This is a genomic window from Methylocystis silviterrae, assembly GCF_013350005.1.
Taxonomy (GTDB): domain Bacteria; phylum Pseudomonadota; class Alphaproteobacteria; order Rhizobiales; family Beijerinckiaceae; genus Methylocystis; species Methylocystis silviterrae.
Genome location: NZ_JABVWW010000005.1, coordinates 1 through 22,649, shown reverse-complemented (window position 1 = coordinate 22,649; position 22,649 = coordinate 1). Strand labels below are relative to the sequence as shown.

General features: G+C 62.4%; 24 protein-coding genes and 1 riboswitch. Of the genes, 17 read left to right on the top strand and 7 right to left on the bottom strand.

Annotation, left to right across the window (positions count from 1 at the left end):
- Positions 1-217 precede the first annotated feature (217 nt).
- Positions 218-799, top strand: a complete 582-nt coding sequence (hpf, locus tag HUN39_RS07075) for a ribosome hibernation-promoting factor, HPF/YfiA family (protein ID WP_175093774.1) — start codon at positions 218-220, stop codon at positions 797-799.
- Positions 800-967: 168 nt separating this feature from the next.
- Positions 968-1,432, top strand: a complete 465-nt coding sequence (locus tag HUN39_RS07070) for a PTS sugar transporter subunit IIA (protein WP_014891684.1) — start codon at positions 968-970, stop codon at positions 1,430-1,432.
- Between the two features lie 13 nt (positions 1,433-1,445).
- Here HUN39_RS07070 and HUN39_RS07065 read toward each other — a convergent pair whose 3' ends face one another.
- Positions 1,446-1,724, bottom strand: a complete 279-nt coding sequence (locus HUN39_RS07065; RefSeq protein ID WP_175093773.1) for a con-10 family general stress protein — start codon at positions 1,722-1,724, stop codon at positions 1,446-1,448.
- A 156-nt stretch (positions 1,725-1,880) separates the two neighbouring features.
- Positions 1,881-2,696, bottom strand: coding sequence for a response regulator (locus tag HUN39_RS07060; RefSeq protein ID WP_175093772.1), 816 nt, complete (start codon positions 2,694-2,696; stop codon positions 1,881-1,883).
- Positions 2,697-2,869: 173 nt separating this feature from the next.
- On the opposite strand from HUN39_RS07060, the gene HUN39_RS19560 reads away from it, so the two are divergent.
- The 9 genes from HUN39_RS19560 to HUN39_RS07015 all read left to right on the top strand — a co-directional run bounded on the left by HUN39_RS19560 (position 2,870) and on the right by HUN39_RS07015 (position 11,994).
- Positions 2,870-3,262 carry a NepR family anti-sigma factor gene (locus tag HUN39_RS19560; RefSeq protein ID WP_175093771.1) on the top strand — a complete coding sequence of 131 codons (393 nt, stop codon included), beginning with the start codon at positions 2,870-2,872 and terminating at the stop codon, positions 3,260-3,262.
- Positions 3,259-3,828: a sigma-70 family RNA polymerase sigma factor gene (locus HUN39_RS07050; protein ID WP_175093770.1), complete on the top strand. Its 570-nt coding sequence runs from the start codon at positions 3,259-3,261 to the stop codon at positions 3,826-3,828. The genes HUN39_RS19560 and HUN39_RS07050 overlap by 4 nt, the downstream gene beginning before the upstream one ends.
- 63 nt (positions 3,829-3,891) lie before the next feature.
- Positions 3,892-5,289 (top strand): class II fumarate hydratase, encoded by a 1,398-nt coding sequence (fumC, locus tag HUN39_RS07045; RefSeq protein ID WP_175093769.1) that lies wholly within the window; start codon positions 3,892-3,894, stop codon positions 5,287-5,289.
- A 166-nt stretch (positions 5,290-5,455) separates the two neighbouring features.
- Entirely contained in the window at positions 5,456-6,844 is a 1,389-nt protein-coding gene (locus tag HUN39_RS07040) for a M20/M25/M40 family metallo-hydrolase (RefSeq protein WP_175093768.1), read from the top strand.
- A gap of 27 nt (positions 6,845-6,871) precedes the next feature.
- Positions 6,872-7,076: riboswitch (cobalamin riboswitch) on the top strand.
- Positions 7,077-7,186: 110 nt separating this feature from the next.
- Positions 7,187-9,265, top strand: coding sequence for a TonB-dependent receptor plug domain-containing protein (locus HUN39_RS07035; RefSeq protein WP_175093767.1), 2,079 nt, complete (start codon positions 7,187-7,189; stop codon positions 9,263-9,265).
- 14 nt (positions 9,266-9,279) lie between these two features.
- Complete coding sequence (locus HUN39_RS07030) at positions 9,280-9,879, top strand: DUF7676 family protein (RefSeq protein ID WP_175093766.1); 600 nt, start codon at positions 9,280-9,282, stop codon at positions 9,877-9,879.
- A 55-nt stretch (positions 9,880-9,934) separates the two neighbouring features.
- Positions 9,935-10,489: a hypothetical protein gene (locus tag HUN39_RS07025; RefSeq protein ID WP_175093765.1), complete on the top strand. Its 555-nt coding sequence runs from the start codon at positions 9,935-9,937 to the stop codon at positions 10,487-10,489.
- Between the two features lie 327 nt (positions 10,490-10,816).
- Positions 10,817-11,494, top strand: coding sequence for a sensor histidine kinase (locus HUN39_RS07020; RefSeq protein ID WP_175093764.1), 678 nt, complete (start codon positions 10,817-10,819; stop codon positions 11,492-11,494).
- 98 nt (positions 11,495-11,592) lie between these two features.
- Positions 11,593-11,994 (top strand): hypothetical protein, encoded by a 402-nt coding sequence (locus HUN39_RS07015; RefSeq protein WP_232365967.1) that lies wholly within the window; start codon positions 11,593-11,595, stop codon positions 11,992-11,994.
- Positions 11,995-12,038: 44 nt separating this feature from the next.
- On the opposite strand, the gene HUN39_RS07010 is transcribed toward HUN39_RS07015, so the two are convergent.
- Positions 12,039-13,004 carry a LysR family transcriptional regulator gene (locus HUN39_RS07010; RefSeq protein ID WP_175093763.1) on the bottom strand — a complete coding sequence of 322 codons (966 nt, stop codon included), beginning with the start codon at positions 13,002-13,004 and terminating at the stop codon, positions 12,039-12,041.
- 244 nt (positions 13,005-13,248) lie between these two features.
- Between HUN39_RS07010 and HUN39_RS07005 the strand changes: the two genes are divergently transcribed.
- The 5 genes from HUN39_RS07005 to HUN39_RS06985 all read left to right on the top strand — a co-directional run bounded on the left by HUN39_RS07005 (position 13,249) and on the right by HUN39_RS06985 (position 17,208).
- Complete coding sequence (locus HUN39_RS07005) at positions 13,249-13,908, top strand: DUF938 domain-containing protein (protein ID WP_175093762.1); 660 nt, start codon at positions 13,249-13,251, stop codon at positions 13,906-13,908.
- Positions 13,909-13,954: 46 nt separating this feature from the next.
- The gene (locus tag HUN39_RS07000; protein ID WP_232365966.1) at positions 13,955-14,686 is read left to right on the top strand and encodes an SDR family NAD(P)-dependent oxidoreductase; all 732 of its coding nucleotides are present in this window, start codon (positions 13,955-13,957) and stop codon (positions 14,684-14,686) included.
- Positions 14,687-14,719: 33 nt separating this feature from the next.
- Positions 14,720-15,343, top strand: a complete 624-nt coding sequence (locus HUN39_RS06995) for a DUF1326 domain-containing protein (protein ID WP_175093760.1) — start codon at positions 14,720-14,722, stop codon at positions 15,341-15,343.
- Positions 15,344-15,373: 30 nt separating this feature from the next.
- On the top strand, positions 15,374-16,141 hold the full coding sequence (locus HUN39_RS06990) for a DUF2182 domain-containing protein (RefSeq protein ID WP_232365965.1): 768 nt from the start codon (positions 15,374-15,376) through the stop codon (positions 16,139-16,141).
- 356 nt (positions 16,142-16,497) lie between these two features.
- Entirely contained in the window at positions 16,498-17,208 is a 711-nt protein-coding gene (locus tag HUN39_RS06985) for a L,D-transpeptidase family protein (protein WP_175093758.1), read from the top strand.
- Between the two features lie 139 nt (positions 17,209-17,347).
- On the opposite strand, the gene HUN39_RS06980 is transcribed toward HUN39_RS06985, so the two are convergent.
- Entirely contained in the window at positions 17,348-17,872 is a 525-nt protein-coding gene (locus tag HUN39_RS06980) for a cob(I)yrinic acid a,c-diamide adenosyltransferase (protein WP_175094016.1), read from the bottom strand.
- A gap of 332 nt (positions 17,873-18,204) precedes the next feature.
- On the opposite strand from HUN39_RS06980, the gene hemA reads away from it, so the two are divergent.
- Positions 18,205-19,491: a 5-aminolevulinate synthase gene (gene hemA, locus HUN39_RS06975; protein WP_175093757.1), complete on the top strand. Its 1,287-nt coding sequence runs from the start codon at positions 18,205-18,207 to the stop codon at positions 19,489-19,491.
- Positions 19,492-19,561: 70 nt separating this feature from the next.
- Here hemA and HUN39_RS06970 read toward each other — a convergent pair whose 3' ends face one another.
- From HUN39_RS06970 to HUN39_RS06960, 3 genes are all read right to left on the bottom strand, one after another.
- Positions 19,562-20,308, bottom strand: a complete 747-nt coding sequence (locus HUN39_RS06970; protein WP_175093756.1) for a hypothetical protein — start codon at positions 20,306-20,308, stop codon at positions 19,562-19,564.
- A gap of 37 nt (positions 20,309-20,345) precedes the next feature.
- A complete protein-coding gene (locus HUN39_RS06965; RefSeq protein ID WP_175093755.1) occupies positions 20,346-21,875 on the bottom strand; it encodes a S8 family peptidase in 1,530 nt (509 codons plus the stop codon).
- 287 nt (positions 21,876-22,162) lie between these two features.
- The gene (locus HUN39_RS06960) at positions 22,163-22,552 is read right to left on the bottom strand and encodes a YybH family protein (protein WP_175093754.1); all 390 of its coding nucleotides are present in this window, start codon (positions 22,550-22,552) and stop codon (positions 22,163-22,165) included.
- Positions 22,553-22,649: the final 97 nt, after the last annotated feature.

Genomic DNA, 22,649 nt, shown 5'->3' with positions numbered 1-22,649 from the left:
CCGTGGGGGAAGACTCCATTGACTTCGCACGCCGAGGCTTCTAACGCTGCGCGGAATTTCCGCTCTTTGGTTAGATGGCGGGCGATTCGCTGACCCCTCAGGCGGAGTTCCAGGGCGGATGGGGGCGCGTTGGCGGTTGGTCTGACGGCGGCGCGGCAGGCGCGGCTGGCCCTTTCCGCGCCGAAACTTCGCTCGCAACGAAAGTTCGGATTGCAAAATGTCTCTTAGGGTTTCCGGCAAGAACATCAACATCGGCGAAGCGCTTCGGGCTCATGTGACGCAGAGGCTGGAGACGGCGGCGGCGAAATATTTCGACGGCCGAGTCAGCGGCCACGTCACCATCTCGCCGGAGGGCTCGGGCTTTCGAGCCGACTGCAGCCTGCATCTCGCCTCCGGAATCGTGCTGCAGGCCGACGGCCGCGCACAGGAGCCCTACGCCTCCTTCGACCAGGCGGCGGAGCGCATCGAAAAGCGCCTGCGCCGCTATAAGAGCAGGCTCAAGAGCCATCACGAGCATGGCGACGGCGCTCAGGCCGAGGTCGTCGCCTATCACGTGCTGGAGGCGCCCGATCAGGAAAATGAGGCGTCGGCGGAGTTCAGCCCCGCGATCATCGCCGAATCCACCACTCAATTGCGCCGGCTGTCTGTTTCGGCGGCGGTGCTCGACCTCGATCTCACTGGCGCGCCCGTCGTGGTGTTCCGGCACGCCAACACCGGCCGCCTGAATGTCGTCTATCGGCGCGGCGACGAAAATATCGGCTGGATCGACACCCCCGAGTCGGAAGGCGACGCGCGCTGACAGCAAAAACGTCGTGGGACGGCCATAATAACGGCCTCCTCGGCACGTATCTTGCCATTTTCCCACGTCCCTTCGGGTTTGGCGAAAATAGCGAGACGTTGAAATTTCAAGGATGGTCTGCGCCTTCGGCGGCCCTAGACCTCCCATGAGAAGCAGGATGATCGTCGCATGCGGCCAACGGACTTGGTTTCGCCGGATTCGGTTTGCGCCTCACTGAAGGCGACGACGAAGAAGCATCTTCTCCAGGAACTCAGCGAGAAGGCCGCGAAGATTTGCGGGCTTCCCGCGCGCGAGATCTTCGATGCGCTTCTTCACCGCGAGCGGCTGGGCTCGACGGGAATTGGCGAAGGCATCGCCATTCCACACGGCAAGCTCGCGAAATTGAAGGGGATTTACGGCGTGTTCGGCCGCCTTGACCGGCCTGTCGACTTCGGGTCCCTTGACGGCGCGCCCGTCGATCTCGTGTTCATGATCCTCACGCCCGAGAGTTCGGGCGCTGATCATCTCAAGGCGCTTGCCTGCGCGGCCCGGATGCTGAGGGAGCAAGGCCTCGTGGCCACGCTACGCGGGACGCGCGACGACGATGCGCTCTATTCGCTGATCGCGCAGCGCTCGAAGCCGTTTGCGGCATAAAGCGCGCCGCTCCTTAGAGCGGCGCGCTGCGTTTTTGGGCGCCGCCTCCATGCGAGGCGTGTCCGCCTTTGCGGCCGGCTTCCGAAGCGAGCGCATGATCGCGCGAGAAGCTCCGCTTGGCCGGATTCACGCTTTGACCGCCCTTGCGTCCTGCCCGGGCCGCAAGATCGGGGTTCTGCGAGAAACTTCGTTTCTCGTCAGGAACGCTCTGGCCGCCCTTGCGTGCGATGGCCCGCTGCTTTTCGGGATCCATTGACGCAAAACCGCGGCTGGATTTTCTATTCTCGTCCATGGGCCGCCTCACAAAGTTCCCCCAGCGCCTTGGGCTATAACTCGCGGGGTCGGCCAATGTTTCTGGGCGGCGGCGATTTATCTTCGCAGTCCCGAAGGATCCCCCGCCGGGAAGGCGAGGGCGCAAAAAATAAATGCTTGCAATGAGATCAGAGACTCACATGCCGACCCGCGGCGCGCTTTGTTCGCGGCGTCCGGCGCGTCGTTCAAAAAACAGCGCCTGGCTGATGACGGCCTTCAGGCTTTCGACATTGAAGGGTTTGGCGATAAGAAAGGCCGGTTCGGGCGGCTCGCCGGTCAAAAACCGCTCAGGGTAGGCGGTGACGAAGATCACCGGGATGGACAGAGAGACGAGGATCTCGTTTACGGCGTCGAGCCCCGAACTGCCGTCGGCGAGCTGGATATCGGCGAGAATCAGTCCCGGGTTGCCTTCTTGTATGGCCGCCAGCGCCTCGGCGTGCGTGCGCGGCATGCCGACCACCCGATGTCCCAGCTCCTCGACGATGCTCCTCAGGTCATGGGCGATCAGGGGCTCGTCCTCGATAATCAGCACGTCGGTCGCGATCTGGTCGGCGATCTCGCCGTTTGCCGCCTCGATCAGGGCGCCAGCCTCGAGCTCCGAAACCTTTAGAGTCTGACCAATCTGGTCGAGATCGAAGCCTTCGAGCGCCTGCAGCAAAAAGGCTATTCGCGGCTTCAGCGAAATAGCGTCGAGATTGCGTCGGCCGTTTTCCGCCAGCGCGCCGGAGCGATCGGTGTGGGCGTTGATCGGCGACGCCGCCCAGACATCCAGGAACAGACGGTATACAGCGATGCGCAGGTCATCGGAATTTGTGATGCGGCTTGGTTCCGCGACGACGGTTTCGAGAGTGGCTAGCACATAGGCGTCGCCGCCTTCCCGATCGCCGACCAATGCGCGCGCGAAACGTCTCAAATAGGGAATATGCGCTGAAATTTCCTTTGACGCCGACATGTCTTACAACTCCAGCAGCATCGAGCCTCGCAAAGGAGAGGAGTGCGGGCTAAGCAGATTCAAAACTTGGACAATACGTCAAAACTGCTCGGCATTTTAGGGAACCAATCCTTCAGCAGTGCGTTTTGCCTATCGACCTTGCGGCGCAGTATAACGCGGCGGCTCCAGAAATCATGCATATTAAAATAGAGGGCTCCATGGGGAATAAGAATCCGGAGAATATAGTTGCGCGGGCGAAAGCAGACGACGACGCTTTCGCAGGCGACGGGCGGTATTCTTCGAGACCGGGCCCTCGCAGGGTGGGGACGTTTGCAGGGTGGGTGATGACACGTGACGAATTCGGCGATCGTCGCCGAGGAGTAGGGGAGGCGCACTGCGGCGCACAGCCGGCCCAGCGACCGCGGCCGGTGGAATTCCAGGACTCGATCGGAAAGGAGCTCCGCAATCTCTACGACGATGTCGTGGCTCAACCGGTTCCCGATCGGTTTCTGAAACTTTTGAACCAACTCGAAACGAATGTGCTATCCTCTGCGGCGACATCAGGCGCGCCGAGGAAGAGTGAGTGAAGGCAAGCGAAGAAGCGCATTCGGCAGGACAGGGATTAAAGGCTGATCTGATCTCAGCCATCCCGAGCTTGCGCGCCTTCGCAGTGTCGATTTGCGGAAACTCCGATCGCGCCGACGACCTCGTTCAGGAAACGCTGGTCAAGGCCTGGGGCAGTCTCGCGACGTTTTCGGAAGGCACCAATCTCACCGCCTGGCTGTTCACGATTCTGCGCAACATCTACTACAGCGAGTTTCGCAAGCGCCGACGCGAGGCTCCCGATCCCGACGGTCTGATCGCCGGACGATTGGTCGCGCCGGACTCGCAGCACGCGCATATGGATTTTCTCGACTTCCGCGACGCGATGCAAAAATTGCCGCTCGATCAGCGCGAGGCGCTGATCCTCGTTGGCGCCTCCGGCATGTCATATGAGGAAGCGGCTCAAATCTGCGGCTGCGCGCCGGGCACGATGAAGAGCCGGGTGAATCGCGCCCGCAATCGGCTCTCAGACCTGATGTCGGCGCCGCCAAGCGCCGAGCCGCGCGAATGGTCCTCGGCCGAGCAGCTCTCCGCAGCCGCGCGCGATTGAACGTTATTCGGAAATGCCGCATAGGGAGGCGCGCCAAACGCCCCTTTCCATGCGAGCGAGCCGATGACTGACGATCACAGAATTGAACGCGACTCCTTCGGCGACATCGCCGTGCCGTCCTGGGCCTATTGGGGCGCCCAGACCGAACGGTCGCGCGAGAATTTTCCGATCGGCGGCGATCTCATGCCGATCGAGATCGTGCATGCGCTGGCGCGCATCAAGCTCGCGGCCGCCAAGGTCAACGCCAGGAAGGGCCTGCTCGAGCCTAAAATCGCCGACGCGATCGTCGCCGCCGCTCGCGAAGTGATCGACGGCAAGCTCGACGAGCATTTTCCGCTCGTCGTCTGGCAGACCGGCTCCGGCACCCAGACGAACATGAACGTCAATGAGGTCATCGCCAATCGCGCCAATGAAATGCTCGGCGCGCCGCGCGGCTCGAAATCGCCCGTTCATCCCAACGACCACGTCAATCTCGGTCAGTCGTCGAACGACAGTTTCCCCACCGCCATGCATATCGCCGGCGCGACGACGATTTCCGGCCGGCTGATTCCCGCCGTCGAGCGGCTGCATATTTCGCTCAACGCCAAGGCGGTGAAATTCGCCGATATCATCAAGATCGGCCGCACCCATCTGCAGGATGCGACGCCGGTGACGCTCGGCCAGGAGTTTTCCGGCTATGCGGCGCAGGCCGAATACGCCGAAAGACGCATCAGAACCACCCTCGCCGATCTTCTGCAGCTCGCACAGGGCGGCACGGCGGTCGGCACCGGCGTCAACACCTTCAAAGGCTTTGGCGAAGAGGTCGCCGCCGATATCGCGGAGCAGACAGGACTGCCTTTCGTCTCGGCGCCCAACAAATTCGAGGCGCTCGCCACTCACGATGCGATCGTCTTCGCCCATGGCGCGCTCAACGCGCTGGCGTCGGGTCTCTATAAAATCGCGAGCGACATTCGCCTGCTCGGCTCGGGGCCGCGCGCCGGCCTCGGGGAACTGAGGCTTCCCGAGAATGAGCCCGGCTCGTCGATCATGCCGGGCAAGGTCAATCCGACCCAGGTCGAGTCGCTGACCATGGTGTGCACGCGCGTCTTCGGCAATAATTCGACGATCACCTTCGCCGCCTCGCAGGGCCATCTCGAACTCAATGTGCTGAAGCCGGTCGTCGGCTTCGCGCTGCTCGAATCGACCATTCTGCTCGCCGATGGCATCAACAGTTTCGTCGCGCGCTGCGTCGACGGCATTGAAGCGGACGAGGCCAACATCAAGCGCTTCCTCGACCGCTCGCTGATGCTCGTCACCGCGCTCGCGCCAAAGATCGGCTATGACGCGGCCTCGAAGATCGCCCGCGCAGCGCACAAAAACGGCACGAGCCTGAAGGAAGAGGCGCTGGCTTCCGGCAAGGTCACGGAGATCGAGTTCGACGAGATCGTGCGGCCGGAGAATATGCTCGCGCCGAGCGCGTGAGCTTCTGCGCGTCATGGCCGGGCTTGTCCCGGCGATCCACGAAACGCAGCGCAACGGATTGGCGTGGATGGCCGGCTCAAGGCCGGCCATGACTGCGGTGGCGCGCCGCGTCTTCCCCTCGCCATGCATCCGCACTAGTTTCGGCTCCTCACCGAGGAGCTGATTCATGGCCGCGATCGAAGCCGTCCTCAATACGATAGACGCCAATCTCGACGCTTCGAGAGAACGCCTGTTCGATCTCTTGCGCATTCCCTCCGTTTCGACCGATCCGGCCTATAATGCGCAATGCCTGCGGGCGGCGAACTGGCTCAAGGATCAGCTCAACGGCCTTGGTTACGAAGCGCAGGTGCGCGAGACGCCCGGCCATCCGATCGTCGTCGGACACGCCAAGGCGAAGCGCAAGGATGCGCCGCATGTGCTGTTCTACGGCCATTATGACGTGCAGCCGCCGGATCCGCTGGAACTGTGGGAAACGGAGCCCTTCGCGCCGCGGCTGACCGAGAGCAAGGACGGCAAGGACATCGTCGCCCGCGGCGCCTCGGACGACAAAGGCCAGCTGATGACTTTCGTCGAAGCCTGCCGCGCGTTCGAAGCGAATGGCGGCCTGCCGTGCAACGTCACTTTTCTGTTCGAGGGCGAAGAGGAGACAGGGTCGCCCTCGCTTCCCGGCTTTCTCGCGGCGCATAAGGACGAACTCTCGGCGCCCGATCTCGCGCTTGTCTGCGACACCAGCATGTGGAACGCGTCGACGCCGGCGATCACGGTGATGCTGCGCGGGCTGGCGCTCGAAGAGGTGATCATCAAAGGGCCGAGCCATGATCTGCATTCCGGCATGTTCGGCGGGCCGGTGCTGAATCCGATTCATGTGCTGGCGAAAATCATCGCCGATCTGCATGACATCGAGGGCAAGGTGACGCTGCCGGGCTTCTACGCCAGCGTGCCGGAGATTCCCGAAGACATCGCCGAGCAATGGCGCGCCATCGACTTCGACGAGGCCAAATGGCTCTCGGACATCGGCCTCACGCGCGTTGGCGGCGAAACGGGCCGCGGAATTATCGAGCAGATCTGGGCGCGCCCGACCTGCGACGTGAATGGAATCATCGGCGGCTACACAGGCGCAGGATCGAAGACGGTGCTGCCCGCGCAGGCGTCGGCGAAATTCTCATTCCGCCTCGTCGGCAAGCAGGACGCCAAAACGATCCTGGAAAGCTTCCGCAGTTTCGTGCGCGAGCGTCTGCCAACCGACGCCAAGGCCGAATTCATTTCACATGGCGCGTCGAACGCTCTGCAACTTCCCTTCGGCTCGGAGGCGCTCAATCGCGCGCGCCGCGCGCTGGCGGAAGAATGGGAGAAGGAAGCGGTGCTTGCCGGCTGCGGCGGCTCGATCCCCATCGTCGGCGCCTTCAAGCGCGACCTCAATATGGATTCGCTGATGATCGGCTTCGCGCATGACGACGACCGCATCCATTCGCCCAATGAGAAATATTCCTACACATCGTTTCACAAGGGAACGCGCTCCTGGGCGCGTGTGCTTGCGGCGCTGGCGGCGGCGTAGCGCTCTTGACTCGCGATGCGATCGGCATTCTATTTTGCGGCAGACGGTTCCTAACGGGATCAAAATGGGAATGCGGTGAGCGCGCAGGTTCGTGCGCAATTCCGCGGCTGCCCCCGCAACTGTAAGCGGCGAGCCGACGACCACTAAGCCACTGGAGCCATAAGGCTCTGGGAAGGCGGTCCAAGGCGACAACCCGCGAGCCAGGAGACCTGCCGTCGCTTCGTGGTCACGCGCGAAAGCGTCGGGCGGGGTGCACCGATGCGGCCGATGCCTCTCGCCTTGTCGGCGTGTGGGCAAAGACCTTCGCAGTGACGGCCCACGTCTCGCTGCGAGTTTACGCGCATGCATATCCACATCCAGAGCCCCGCCTTGCGCGGCGCATTTCTGCTGTCCTTATCCCTCTCCGCTTCCGTCGCTTCCGCCCAGCAATCCCTGCCTGTGATCGAGGTCGGCCCGTTAAGTCCAGCGCAGCCAGGCTCGCCCGGCGCCGACGTTGAGGACCAAACCGTCGTCACGCCGACGCGCGTCGAGCAGCCGGCATCGAGCAGCGGCGCTTCGGTCAGCGTCATTCATGCGCGTGATATCCAGAAGCGCGGATCGCTCGGCTTCAACGACGTTCTGCGCGGCGTGCCGGGACTTGACGTCTATTCGAACGGCGGGCCTGGCGCGCAGACCTCCGTCGCTTTGCGCGGCTCGACGCCAGGTCAGACGTTAGTGCTGATCGACGGCATTCGCATCGGCGATCCGACGAGCACGGACGGTTCGGTGGATTTTGGCCGGCTGCTTCCGACCGACATCGAGCGGATCGAAGTGCTGCGCGGTCCGCAATCGGCGCTCTATGGCTCGGACGCCATGGGCGGCGTGATCAATATCATCACACGCCGCGGCAAGGGCGCGCCGCAAGGCTGGCTCATGTCGGAGGGCGGCGCCTATGGAACGTCGTCGTCGCGCGCGTCGATCTCCGGCGCCGACGGGCAGGGCTCCTACGCGTTGTCGATCTCCGGCCTGCATGCCGATGGCTTCCCGCGTTACGGCTATCGTCAGCAGCGTCCCATCGTGATCGGCGATCAGACGACGCCGCTGCCGCCGCTTCCCGCCGACGATCCCGCCAACAATGTCGGCGTCACGGGGCGCATCGGTTACGAATTCACCGAAGATGCGCGGATCGAGGCGGGCCTTGCCGGCTATGACAGCGCGATTCGCTACGACAATCCCTACGCCTTCAATCCCTGGAGCGTGTTCGATCCTTTCAATCATCAGCATGCGACATTCATGCAGGGCTATGTGCGGCTCGGCGCCGACATGTTCGACAAGACGCTGCGCAACAGGCTGACGCTTTACGCCAATCGGGGAAACCGTGACGTCTGGTCGACGGAAGCCTGTTTCGACACGCTGACCTTCCTGTCGCAGAACTGCCGCTTCGGCTTTCTCGGCGGACGGCGCGGCGTTGAATATCAGAGCGATGTCGCGCTCGGCGCGCTCGGTCTCGCGACGATGGGTTCGCGCGTCGAAACCGAGACGGCGCAAAGCTCGCGCGAGGCCTGGATCGTCGACGATTTCACGCCGACGCACGCCGTCCAGACGACATGGTCGGGCTATGCGCAGCATCAATTCACGCTCTTCGACCGCCTCGATATTTCCTATGGGGGCCGCGCCGATGCGGTGAGCAAGAACCAAACGTTTCTCACCTGGCGGACGATGGCGAATTTCCGCATCGATGAGATCGGCATGCGGCTGCGCGGCTCCGCCGCCACAGGCGCCAAAACCGCTTCGCTCTATCAGCGGTTCAGCCAGTACGGCGATCCAACGCTCGCGCCCGAACGCGTGCTCGGCTTCGACGCCGGCATCGATCAGAGCTTTTTTGGCGGCCGCGCCACGGCCTCCGTCTCGGTCTTCCATAATCGCTACGAAAATCTTGTTCAATTCGGAAAGGCTGAGAGTTGCACGTCGACGCAGATCTTCGGCTGCTATTTCAACGTCGGGCGCGCGGAAACGCGCGGCGTCGAATTTTCGGGTGAAGCTGCTCTCGTGCCCGGCGCGCTGCTGTTGCGGGGGAGCTATACGTTCCTCTCCGCGCGCAATCTCGATGTCGACGAGGACAGCATCTACGCTGGACGCACGTTGCTGCGCCGTCCGCGTCACAAGGGCATGTGGTCGGTCATTTATACGGGTGCGCCGGGTCTCGAACTCGAAGCGCGCGCCAATATCGTCGGCGCCGCGCATGACGTGGACTTCATCTTCAACAAACGCGTGATGCTCGCGCCCTATGTGCGGCTCGATCTCTTCGCGAATTACAGGCTGACCGACCAGCTGACGCTGCATGGGCGCATCGAGAATGTCGGCAATGCGCTCTACGAGGAGGTCTACAATTATTCGACGACGGCGCGCGCCTTTTACGGCGGCGTGAAATACGCCTGGTGATGAGGGAGATCGACATGGAAACGAATTCAGACGTAAGGCCAAGCGTAACGCCAAGATGCATCGTCGAGCCCGATGGCGCGTCGCTCGATGTCTTCTCCCTGCCGACAGATTCGGCGAGTCTTGAAGAACTGTTTCGCGACCTTTTCGAACATCACTGGCGCGAAATCGTCTTCGGGCCGATCATTCAAGGCGCGGCGTGGGAGATCCACGCTGATCGCGCGCCGACGCGAATCAGGTTGCTCGACGGCTATCTCACCGTCGCCTTCGGCGTCACGCATTTTCACGTCTGCATCGGCGAGAACAAGGGATCGCGCGCGCGGCCGACGTCTCCCGAACTTGCACAGCTCAGACGCACGTCGCGCGCCGAACTCTATCGCCGACGAAACACGAGCTGCGTGCCGATGTCGTGGGGACTGCAATTGTTCAACGGCGCCGGCGAGCAGCAGATCACCGTGCTGCTGCCCAATCCCTTCCTCGACGCGGAGACGGACAAAGTCCTGAAAGAACCGGATTGGTCGCGCCTCGCGCTGTGGGACAAATTGCGCGCGCGCTGGTTTGGCCTGCGCGAACCCGATCCCATCGATCGTTCAGCAGGCCGGTTGCGAGGCGGCTGACGCGCCGCGCTTTTGAATTCGACTTCCTTAGTGTTCACTTGAAAGGAGAAACCTCATGTCGCTGACGCTTTCCACTCTTACGACGACAAACCGCCGCATCTTCTGGGCCGCGACCTTCATCGCCGCGAGCATTGTTTTCAGCTTCGGTTGGGCGTGCGCCTTGCCGCTCGTGGGCTTCGCCGCCGTCGCGGCGCTCACCACTGCGCGTCGCGAGGCCCTGCTGCTGACGGGCGCGGTCTGGTTCGCCAATCAGGCCGTGGGTTTTCTTTTCCTGCATTATCCGACGGACGCGATGACGCTGTTTTGGGGCGGCGCGCTCGGCGTCATCGCTTTGATGTCTTGTGAGAGCGCCGGACTGCTTGCGCGCCGTTTTCCTGGTTTCGCCGGCGGTCTCGCCGCTTTCCTTGCGGCCTTCGTCGTCTATGAGAGCCTGATTCTGGCGGTCACGGCGGCGACAGGACCCGGCGTCGATCATTTCACGGCGCCGATCATCTCAAGAATCTTTTTCATCAATCTCGGCGCCTTTGCGACGCTGTTGATGTTGAAGGCCGCCGCCGCCGCAGTTGCGTATCGCAATGCCGCGAAGACGTTCGCTTCGCGCCCGATCTAGGCGCGAAGGAGCCATGGACGAAGGGGGCGCGACCCTGAGCGGACGTCGTGCTGACTGAGTCACTGTCCGCTTCAGGACTTAATGCGGCTTTGGTTGAGTCGCTGACCGGTGAGGTCCGGGAAGACGAAAAGAACAAGGACCAACTCGCGATGGCCGTGTTCTTTTCGCCGAACAGGGAATCGTAGCCAGCGCGTGCGCGTCGCCTCTGACCCTCTCCACAATGCGACCTACACGACTGAGTTTGCTTCGAAAAATATCTGAACATAAAACAGCCAAGATGAATTTGCGTGATACCATAATAACTTACGCGATTGAGGCATAATCCTTTTGACCGTTGAATCAGACGAACCGCTGGAATTGAAGCGGGAAATTGCCTCGCTGAGAGCGCAGCTGGCCGCGTCGCAGCAGCGCTACGAAGAGGTTTGCCATCGGATCAGAAACGAATTGCAGGTCTTATCGGCTCTCTTTGCCGCGCAGCGGAGACAGTGTGGCCATCCGGCACAATGCGACATCTGCGTTTCGCGCATCTGCGCGACTGCGGCGCTCCACGGCGTGCTCGATACGAATGAGCACGAGATTTGCAGCCTCGGCTCTTTCGTTAGGCTTCTCGCTGAAACTCTGCATTCGGCCTTTGACAGCCGTTATGAGAGCATCGTGACCATAGACGGGAATTTCGAAATTGACCGCGCGCGCGCCAAAAGCGTCGGGCTTGTGGTCGTCGAAGCGACGGTAAATGCTCTCAAATACGCCTTCGTCGGTCTCGAGAAGGGCAGGATCGAAACGCGCGTCCGGTGCTTCCGAGGCGAGGTCGAGCTTGTCGTTGAAAACAACGGAGCGCCCTTTTCTTTAAAAGCATTGTCTCAGTCGACCAAAATTTCAGGAAAGGGCCTCACGCTCATGCATGATATTGCGGCGCACCTCGACGGAGCCTTGGAGATCGCGCCGAGCCCGATGGGAACTGCCCTGCGGCTCACTTTTCCGGTCGCTCTCCCGCAGCGATGCTAGGGGCTCGATAGGCACGGCGATTTGCTCAAGCGCGCACTGCGGACGAACGCGCCAGCGCGAACAAGAGATTGCTCAGTCGATTGGGAAAAGCGAGAACATTGTCGGGCGCCGGCGCGCTCGGCGTCATCGCTTTGCTCGCTTCCGAAAGCGCCGGCCTGCTCGCGCGCCGCTTTTCTGGTTTCGCCGGCGGGCTCGCCGCTTTCCTTGCGGCGTTTGTCGTCTATGAGAGCCTGGCTCTCTCATCACCGCCGCGACCGGCCCGGCGTCGAGCATTTCACCGCGCCAGTCGTGACACGGATCTTTCACATCAATCTTTGCGCTTCGTTGCGCTGCTGATGTTGAATGCCGCAGGCGCCACGGCGATCAATCGCGATGTGACGAAGGCATTCGCCTCGCGCCGATCTAGGCGCGAGGCGCCGCCGACGAAGGGCAGGCCGCGGCCCGACGCAGATCTTCGTCGGGCCGTGTTCTTGCAGCGTGTCAAATTCAGCGCCTTCTAAGGCGACTGAGATCGCGCCGATTTGCGCCTCGCAAAAATTCGGCTTTAGTGAATATGCGCCTTGGCGCCGCTGCCGGCGTTCGCATCATTGTCGCTGTCGCGGCGGCAGGCCATCCGCACGCGTTCCCGCAGCCACATGTGCGCGTGATCTTTTTCGTGGCGCGGATGCCAGAGCATCATCAACGCGTAGCGGGGCAGGTCGATCGGGATCGGCAGGATTTTGAGCGGAGCCAGCTGTACGAACTGCTCGGCCATTCTCTGGGGCAGACAGAGCATGAGGTCGGTCTTCTCGAGAATCCAGGGCGTCGTCAAGAAGTTCGGCAGGACAAGAAATACGTTCCTACGCAGCCCCAACTTCGCGAGACTGTCGTCGATCAGGCCCGTCCCTGCTTCCCGCCAGCTGATCAGCACATGCTTGCATTCCAGAAATTGCGCCAGACTGATGTCATTGCCCGGGACTGTGGCGTTGGATTTTCTTGTGAGGCAAACGATGCTCTCGCCCATCAACATCTGCGAACAGACATGCGGCGCGCTGCCGAAGATTGCGTCGAAGCCGATCGCCAGATCGATATTGTCTTTTTCGAGCACGATGTGGAGCGGGCCGGTTATTGGCTGCCGAATATGCACCTCGATATGTGGGGCGATGCGGATCATCGACTCGGCAAGCGTCGGCAACAGGGCGAACCCGACATAGTCGCTTGTGGAGATCACGAAACGCCGGCGACTGGTCGCGGGATCAAATTCTGGCGGGGGTTCGACGATCCTTTCGATCTCCCGAAGCACGGCGGCCGTTGGCTCCAGCAGCGCAAGGGCGCGCTCCGTAGGGACCATGCCCGATGCGGACTTCACGAGTATCGGATCGTCGAGCTGATTGCGCAGCCTGCGCAGAATATGGCTCATGGCGGGCTGGCTCAGGCATAGCTTTTCTGCGGCGCGCGACACGTTCTTCTCTTCGAGAAGCGCCTTCAGCGCCAACAACAGATTGAGGTCGAAAGACTTGAGGTTGACCATCCTGTCGCTGCCTCTTGCGAATTGAGTCTGCTGTTCCGAACTCGTCGACGGCAGCTCGTCTAGGGGTTTAGTTCCCCGAATGAGTTCATAAGATTTTCGAATTTTACCGCGTCGGCGACAATCGATAAAGCTTCCGACGGCTTGGGCCGGAACAAGATCCAAAAATGAAGGCCGCGAAGCGTTCGACGCTTCCGCGCCGACGGGCGAGCGGCGCAAGCATCGAGGAAAGCCGAGGAGGACCGCCATGTCCATCAATGTGCCCGCAGACCGTCCGCCGATCGATCCGCATCCGCTCAGCCCCTATGTTGCGTGGGCGGGGAATCGAAACCGTGATCCCATTCTCAGCATGTTCAAAGAGATCTTTCCGAACAGCGGCAATGTGCTTGAACTTGCGAGCGGCGCCGGCAACCACATCAACCATTTCGCGCCGCATTTCCCGAATCTGTCGTTTCAGCCTTCCGACTATGACGTCGAAGTGTTCGATTCGATCAAGAAGAAGCGCGACGAAGCAGGCGCCAAGAATATCTTCGATCCCATCAAAATCGATCTGACTGAGCCCCAGACCTGGCCCAGCGCCAGCGATCGGCTCTACGACGCCATTTTCGTCGTGAACCTGTTCCAGGTCGCGCCGGTCTCGATCTGCGACGGCATCGCTCAAGTCGCCGACCGCGTGTTGACCAAGGATGGCTTTGTCGCGATCTACGGGCCCTTCAAGGTTGACGGCAGTTATACGACCGAATCAAACGCCGCTTTCGATCAGGAAATCCTCGCGCCCAAGATTGCCGAATGGGGCCTTAAGGACGTGCGTGATCTCGAACGCGCCGCCAACGCACATAATATTGCGCTTAAGAAAATTATGGACATGCCGGCGAACAACTTCATTCTTCTCTTTGGGCGCGCATGAGGCGAGCGCGGCCCAAGAGAGATGATGCGCCATGACAGAACGGGCGATGGCGAATAGGGGGGGCGCGCTCGTGATTGGCGTTGGCGCCGAGTCGGGCCTCGGCGCCGCGCTGGCGCGGCGTTTCGCGCGCGAAGGGCTGCGCGTCATGATCGCGGGCCGCACGCCGGAGCGGCTGCGAATCGTCGCCGAGCAGATCTCCGCCACGGGCGGCGCGGTCGCGATCAAAGTCGCCGACGCCACGAGCGAAGCCGATGTCGCCGCCCTCTTCGACGAAGCAGACCGCGACGGCGACCTCGCGCTGGTCGCCTACAATGTTGGGAATAATATCGCGGCTTCTGCTCAGGACACGACGCCCGAACTCTTCGAGCGCCTGTGGCGCCAAAACGCCCTCGGCGGCTTCGTCGTCGGGCGGGAGGCCGCGAGGCGCTTCTCCCAGCGCGGGCAAGGCACGATCCTGTTCACCGGCGCAACGGCGTCCTTGCGGGCGCGTCCGCCCTTTCTTGCCTTCGCCGCCGCCAAAGCCGCCTTGCGCGCCGTCGCCCAAGGCCTCGCCCGCGAATTTGGCTCAAAGGGGGTTCATGTCGCCCATATCGTCGTCGACGGCGTGATCGCGGGCGAATATGCGGCGACGAATTTCGCCGACTACGCGCGCTCCAAAGGCGCAGACGGCGTCCTTGCCGTCGACGACATCGCCGACGCCTATTGGGCGCTGCACTGTCAGAAGCGCAGCGCCTGGACTCACGAAATGGACCTTCGGCCCTTCAAGGAGCCTTTTTAGGTCCGCACATTACGGCCGCGGAGAAAGCAGAAAATGGCGACGCGAACGAAGTGGCGCTTTGTCGGCGACTATCTCGAAAACTGCAATTGCGACATCGTCTGTCCCTGCCTGGTCTCGACCAAGGCGATGATGGCGACGCCGACGCAAGGGTGCTGCGACAACATTTTGGCGTTCCACATCGACAAGGGCCACTATGGCGACGTGGCGCTCGATGGGCTGAATGTGGCGCTTGCGGCGCATGCGCCGGGCCCCATGGCGGAGGGCGACTGGACGCTCGCCGTCTATATCGACGAGCGCGCAACCGACGAACAGACAGCCGCTCTGGGCGCAATTTTCGGCGGCGACGAAGGCGGGCCGATGGCGGCTTTCGCGCCTTTGGTCGGAACGCATCTCGGCGTCAGGAAGACCTCGATCCATTACACGATCGAGGGCAAATCACGCGCGGTCGAAATCCCGGGCATTCTCGCCGTCGCCGTCGATCCGCTGGCGAGCATGCATCCGAGCGGAGAAATCTGGGGCATGACCGGGCATCCGCTCGCGCCGGAGAAAATCGCTTTCGGCGTCGGCCGCACGGGAAATCATTTCAGCGACCACGGCATGGACTGGAATAATTCGGGCCAGAACGGGCATTACGCGCCAATCGAATGGTCGAATTGACGGATGGCGTCCCTCGCATGGAACAGACGCTTGGACCTGATCGCACTTCAGCGTAACGCGATCCTGGCCATGCTCATCGCATTGTCGGTCGCGGCGTGGGCGCTTCTGATCTGGCAAGACACGGCGGGTCATGACGCCCATAGCAGCATGGCCTCGCCGTCCATGGGCCTCGGCGCGCCGCTCTTCATCGCCGTCTGGCTGGCGATGACGATTGCGATGATGTTTCCGACGGTGGCGCCGATGGCGCTGACCTTTCACAAAATGCAGGCCGCGCGCCGCAAACGGGGACAGGCCTTCGTCGGAACATGGGCGTTCCTCGCCGGCTATCTGCTCGTCTGGATGGCGTCTGGCCTCCTTGCTTATATTGGCGCGCTCGCCGCGGAGGCTGGCGCCGCGCGTCTGGATCTTTCGGCGTCGGCGCAGGGCCGCGTCGGCGGGTTGATCCTTATCGCCGCCGGGCTCTACCAGCTCACGCCGTTGAAAGAGCTCTGCCTGACCAAGTGCCGCACGCCGATCGGCTTCATCATGACCTCCTGGCGCGAGGGGACGCTCGGCGCCCTGCAGATGGGCGCGCACCACGGCGCCTGGTGCCTTGGCTGCTGCTGGCTACTTTGCGCGATCATGTTTCCTCTCGGCATGATGAACGTCGCCGCGCTTGCGAGCGTGACGGTGATCGTTTTCGCCGAGAAGACCCTGCCATGGGGCCCCGCCGTGGCGCAGGCCATGGGCATCGCCATCCTCGTCTACGGCCTCTTGATCATTCTCCAGCCTCAGGCGCTTCCGATCTTCCATGGATGATGGGGCATCGCTGGGCCGCGCATGTCCGCTTTGCTGATCGGCAAGTCGCGCCAGCGCGAACAATAAATCGCTTAGGCGATTGAGATGGCGAGCGCGCTCTCGGGCGCGGGCGACCGCTTCGAGCGCCGCGGTCTCGGCGTCGTCAGAGGCAAGATCGAGCTGCCGCGCTTTGGCGCTGACGATGGCGCTGATTTGTAGTCTCGCCGCCACAGAATGACCGGAATTTCCGGTCAAAGCCGACGTTCTTTACTTTCCGAAAAGCAAGTGATGGCAAGGTCTCGGCTCAGCAAAGACGTTCAGCGGGTTCGGGCCGGAGTATTCTTTGGTCGGCAACTGGACATGGGAACTCCAAAATCATGATTAAGGACGATGGGATAGCCGACGCCGGCGAAACAAACGAGGAAGCTCGACTTGGGCTTGCGTCGGGGCGTCTCAACCGCCGGTCGTTTCTGGTCGGCTCCGCCGTCGGTCTCGGCGCGGCCGGGCTCGCCGGTTGCGTGTCGTCCGACGACATGATGCGCGCCGAGGCGGCGAAGCTTTACGGGCCGGTTCCCAACGACAAATTCGCGATCCCCGCGGTCGATATCAGCAAGGTCGATCCGAAATATTTTCGCCAGAAAGTGCGCTACGCCTCCAAGGAAGCGCCCGGCACGATCATCATCGATCCCGGCAAGTTCCACCTTTACCGCATCGAAGGCGACGGAATGGCCACCCGCTATGGCGCCAATGTCAGCCGCCCCGGGTTCCTGTGGAGCGGTGAAGTTTATATCGGGCGCAAGGCCGAATGGCCCACCTGGACGCCGCCCAAGGAAATGATCGCGCGCCAGCCGGAGGCGCGCAAATATGCCGGCGGCATGCCGGGAGGTCTGGAAAATCCGCTCGGCGCCCGCGTGCTGTATCTTTACAAGAACGGCGTCTACACGGTCTACACGATCTATAGCACCAGCGACCCCGAGACGATCGGGCAGGGCATAACGAGCGGCTGTACCGGCCTCCTCAGTCAGGACATGATCGACCTCTACTCCCGGACTCCGGTCAAGACGAAGGTGGTCATGCTGCCGGCATAGCGGACCGACCGGAATCGGTCTTGAGTTCCCGTTGGCCTGCCGTTCGATAGCGGCCACGGCAAGACCGCCCGCGAATGTCCGGCATATGCGCGCAGGTCAACGTCGGCTCATGGCGCTAACCCGGATCTCCCCTAAATCCTCACCCGCCGAGCATCCGGTCCGCGTGTCCGCTGTGCAGATCCGCGAGCCGCGCCAGCGCGAACAATAAATCGCTCAGGCGATTGAGATAGGCGAGGGCGCTCTCGGGCGCCGGCGGTTCTTCGAGCGCGGCGACGCTGCGCTCGGCCCGCCGGGCGATGGCGCGCGCCATATGGAGACGCGCGCTCGCCTCGGCCTCTCCCGGATAGATGAAATCGCGCAACGGCGGCAGAGCGTCGGTCGCGCGATCGATCTCGGCTTCGAGCGCCGCGGTCTCGGCGTCGTCGAAGGCAAGATCGATCTTCCGCGCTTCGGCGCTGACGATGGCGCTGATTGTGTAGAGCGCCTTTTGCGCGCCGCTCAAAAGATCGTTCGCCTCGGGGAAGACGACGCGTGCGAGACCCAGGCTCGCCGTCAATTCGTCGAGATCGCCGACCGCCGCCACGCGTGGATCGAACTTCGCCGCCCGCCGGCCTGAGAAGAGACTCGTCTGGCCTCTGTCGCCTTTTTTTGTATAGAGCTTCATCGCCGTCACGCGCACCCCCGTCTCTTCGTTACCTCACGCGAGGCCGGATGGTCATCCCATAAACGCTTCTGACGAAAAAGCCTCGGTGAAGGCGGAGCCAGGCAAGGCGCTGCTTTGATGCCGCCGGGCGGCTCCCGCCATTGCGTGGCGCCATTGTTTTCATTGGCGGTGGCCCGGCGTTGCGCAAGAAAAGAGGCGCGGGCGCGTCATTCGGCCACTCGCCTTTCAGGCGCGGATCGGCTATGTAAGAAAACGTCCAAACTAGACGGCGGGCAGGACGGGAGCCTTGTCGTCGGTTTCAGAGGCAAAGAGAAAAATCAAAGGGTTGGAGCATGGTCTATCGGCGTTACTTCGAGGCCGCCGTCTCCCGTCTAAAGGACGAGCGCCGCTACCGCGTCTTTGCGCATCTGGAGCGCGACGTTGAAGCTTTTCCCCTCGCCAATTGGCATCGCGACGACGGCTCGGTCGAGCCCGTGACCATATGGTGCTCCAACGACTATCTCGGCATGGGTCAGCACCCCGACGTGATCGCCGCGATGGTCGACACGGCTGGCAGGGTCGGCGCCGGCTCCGGCGGCACCCGCAACATTTCCGGCACCAGCCACGCCATCGTCGAGCTTGAGCGCGAACTCGCCGATCTTCACGGCAAGGAAGCCGCGCTCGTCTTCACCTCAGGCTGGATTTCCAATCTCGCGGCGATTTCGACCATCGCCGACCTGCTTCCTAACTGCGTCATTCTGTCCGACGCCTCGAATCATAATTCGATGATCGAAGGCGTGAAGCGCTCGCGCGCCGAGAAGAAGATCTTTCGCCACAACGATCTTGCGCATCTTGAAGAGTTGCTGATCGAAGCGGGCGATCGGCCCAAGCTCGTCGTCTTCGAAAGCCTCTATTCGATGAACGGCAATATCGCGCCGGTCGGCGACATCGTCGCGCTGGCCGAGCGCTATGGCGCGATGACCTATGTCGACGAGGTGCATGCGGTCGGCATGTATGGCGCGCGCGGCGGCGGGATTTGCGAACGCGAAGGCGTGATGGCGCGCGTCCACGTGATCGAGGGCACGCTCGCCAAGGGCTTCGGCACGATGGGCGGCTATATCGCCGGCGACGCCGTCATCATTGACGCGATCCGGTCCTACGCGGCTTCCTTCATCTTCACGACGGCGCTGCCGCCGGCGGTCGCCGCCGCGGCCTGCGCCGCGGTGCGCCTGCTCAAACGCCGGCCGGATTTGCGCGCGGCGCATCAGCGCGCCTCGCATATCACCAAGCACGCCCTCGCCGCCGCCGGCCTGCCTGTATTGGAAAACGGCTCGCATATCGTGCCGGTGATGGTGCGCGACGCCGAGCTCTGCAAGGCTGCGAGCGACATGCTGCTCGATCGCCACTCGATCTACATCCAGCCGATCAACTACCCGACGGTGGCCAAGGGAAGCGAGCGGCTGCGCGTGACGCCGACGCCCTGCCACACGCAGGCGCATATCGCGAACCTCGTCGAGTCGCTCGTCGACGTCTGGCACACGCTCGGCATTCCTTTCGTCGAGCCGCCGTCGCATCTCCATGTCGAGGAGAAGAGCGACGGGAAATGCAGCTATCCCGAGATCAAACTCGCGGCGCAGTAGGCGTCGTTCACAAACGCAAAAAAGCGCCGGCCCATGGCCGGCGCTTTGTTCTTTGTGAGGACGCCGCTTGTTATTGCGGCTTGCGCGGCGGCGCGAGACGCCAGGTCACGCGGCCGACTTCCTCATCGCCATACATCTGCCGCGCGTAGATCTCGAACTCCTGCTTGCGCATATCCTCGGGAATTTTCACGAGGAGTCGCATCGCAATTCGCGCTTTCGCCGGGAAGACGACGTCGGCGAACGCCGTGCGTCCCGCCGGCTTGATGGCGACGACGCCCCGCCGCTCGCGGTCGGCGCCTTTGACGGGCCGTACGGCGACCTTGAGGAGCTCCGCCCACTCCAAAGGCATCTCAAGCATCGCTTCCGCCTTGGCTGGCAGACGGCTGGCGATCTCCAGCCGCATGCGCCGCGCCTTATCCGGCGCGCCGGCCATAAGGAAGGGCATTGCCACGAAGCCCGGAGGCTGGGCGCCCGCCGGCGGCGTATTGTTCACGACGTTGAAGTTGCGCCAGGTCACATTGTTGTTGTTGCGGATGAAGCTGCGGAAATTATCCCAGTTGAGAAAATCCGCGGGGGCGGGGGCCGGATCGCCCGTCGCGCCGATCAGCGCCACGAAGCAATAATGTCCGGGCGCCGGAATGTCGGCGGCCTGCCACTGGATCGCATCCGAAACCGTGAGCTGATCGCCGGTCGGAACGGACGGCAGAGTGGTCGATCCCAATGGATTCCATTGGTCGGGCGTCAGCAGCGTGGAGGGCGGCGCCCAAAAGACTGTCGCCTCGACGTTGTTCGCCGCCGAACCGCCGCGATTGCGCATGCGGACATAGACGAAATTGTCCTGGCCCGCCTCCGCCTCATAGCCGAGCGTGGCGCTGTTCTCGACGCCGCTGCCTTGGCCGAAGGCGGCTTGCGGATCGGCGACCGCGTTCTGACGCAGGATGACGTCGGGACTCGCCGAGATCGCGCCGATATGGGCGTCGCCTATCGCCGACGAAATCGCGCAGATAGACGTCGGGCGCCAGACTGAGCACGTCGCCGTCGATGATCGCGCGCAGATTGGGCATGACGCCGATGCGGTCGACTACAGGGTTCTGCGACGGCGTGCCATTGGCGGGAGTGCTCAAAATCTGGCGCAACTGCCATGGGGCGAAGCGATGGCCGAGCGCCGCCTGCGCCAGACCCTGCACGGCGAGCGCCGCGCCCGTCACGATGGGCGACGCGCTCGACGTGCCGTTGAACCCGGTCGTGTAGAGGTTTGTCGCGACGTTGGAGTTGTCGGAAGAGAGCGTATCGACATTCTCTCCCCAGCCATAGCAGTCGATGCGGCTGCCGAAGCAGGAGAAGCCGAGGCGCGTATGCGGCGCGGTCGACGATCCCGCGCCGACGATGATGGCGCCGGAATCCTTGAAGTCGGCGCTGGCGCGATTGAAGACGAGTTCTCCGCTCACACTGACCGTATCGAGATCGACGCCGCCATTGCCGCCGGCTTCGACGACGACGACGCCCAGCGCCGTCGCCAGCCGAATGACGTCGAACACCGCGGGCTCGATCTCCACCGGCACTTTGACGTAGCCGGCGAAGCTCGTCTGCGCCTCGAGCAGAAGCACGTCGCCGAAATTCATGACCGCGACGGCGTCGAGGATGGGCTGAGATGTGCTGTAGCCGCCGCCCGAAAGCCACTGACCGACGACGCGCACGCTCCCGAGCTTCGGCGTGACGCCGACGCAGCCCACCATATTGTCGACCGCGCAGATTTCTCCGAGCACGCCGCTGCCGTGGAAGAAGAAGGAATTGTTCAGACCGGAAATGATCGAGATGTTATGCGCCGCGAGATCTTCGTGATTGAGCGTCCAGCCCCATTCGAGATCGACCAGCGCCTGATTGGCGCCGTCGCCGCCGGCGAAAAGCCATGCGTATTCCGCGTCAATGCCGTCTGGCGCGGCATCGAGATAACCCTGATTCATGCTGCGCGGATCGTCGGCGGCGTTGACCAGCGGCGGCTCGACGGGCTTTGGTTCGACATAGGCTTTTTCGACGGACGGCCACTGCGAAACGATCCTCGCGACCGTCTCCGGCGCCGCGTCGTCCGGCACGTTGAGCACGAAATAGCCGAGGAAATCCGGGGCGTGATAGCTCGAATCGCTGACTTCGGCGCGCGCCATCAGGTCACGAATCTCGTCCGCTTTCTTCGAAGCGAAGAGAGGGGCCATGGAAATGCCCTTGAACTGCTCGGCAAGGCGCGTCCACGCGCCATGAAACCGACGCTCGATTTCCTTCTCCACCGTGGCGTCGTAGGGCAGTTCTATGCGATCGCGGAATTTGACGACGACTCGCGGATGGTAGCTTCCAACGCGCGCGTCTTTTGGGGCAACTTGCTTAGCCATATAAACCTCCATGAAAAAAATGCGCCTGGCCGCATCGCGAGCAGGGCGATGCAAACTCGCTTAGGCGCACGCAGGACGCTGTGCGCCGCCGCACAATGATTGGAGGTTGGCGCGTCAGTCGATGAAGATATCGGCGGGGTGTCTCTCCTCAACGTCTTGCGACGCGGACGCCCTTTGTCGAACCGCCGTCGCGTGTCGAGGAAAAGAGCGACGGGACGTGCGGCTATCCCGAGATCAAACGCGCGGCGCAGTAGCTGCGCGAAACGACGGTTGAAAGACTTGTCGGCTCAGGATTTTTCCGCAGCCAAAAGATTTGCGTCTCTGGCCAGCCGCCATCGCCCATCGGCTTCCTTGCGTAGAATCGTCAACGTATTTCCGGTCCGACGCAAAGGCGCGCCTCCGTCTCTAGGCGTCGCCGTCATCTCGATGTAACTGCGCATATAGGCCCAGTCGCCAAAAATGCAGAGCTCCTGGATTTCGCTGCGTGCCTCGATCGCGACGTTCTTCATGTTTTTCGACGCGGCGGCGAAGGCCTCCTTTCCGAATGGATTTCCCCCCGGCGTCATAAAAACCACGTCATCCGTCATCAGATCGAGCAACGCTGTCAGGTCGCCCGCTTTGCTGGAGACCATCCACGCATCGACCAACTCGCGAATGGCTCTTTCGTCGTCCGTCATTTCGCAAATCTCCGCGTGATTCCTCTCACGTCCGTCCGACGCTCACATAGGTGAAGCCGCGCTTGCGCACGTCGCCGGGGCGATAGACGTTGCGCAG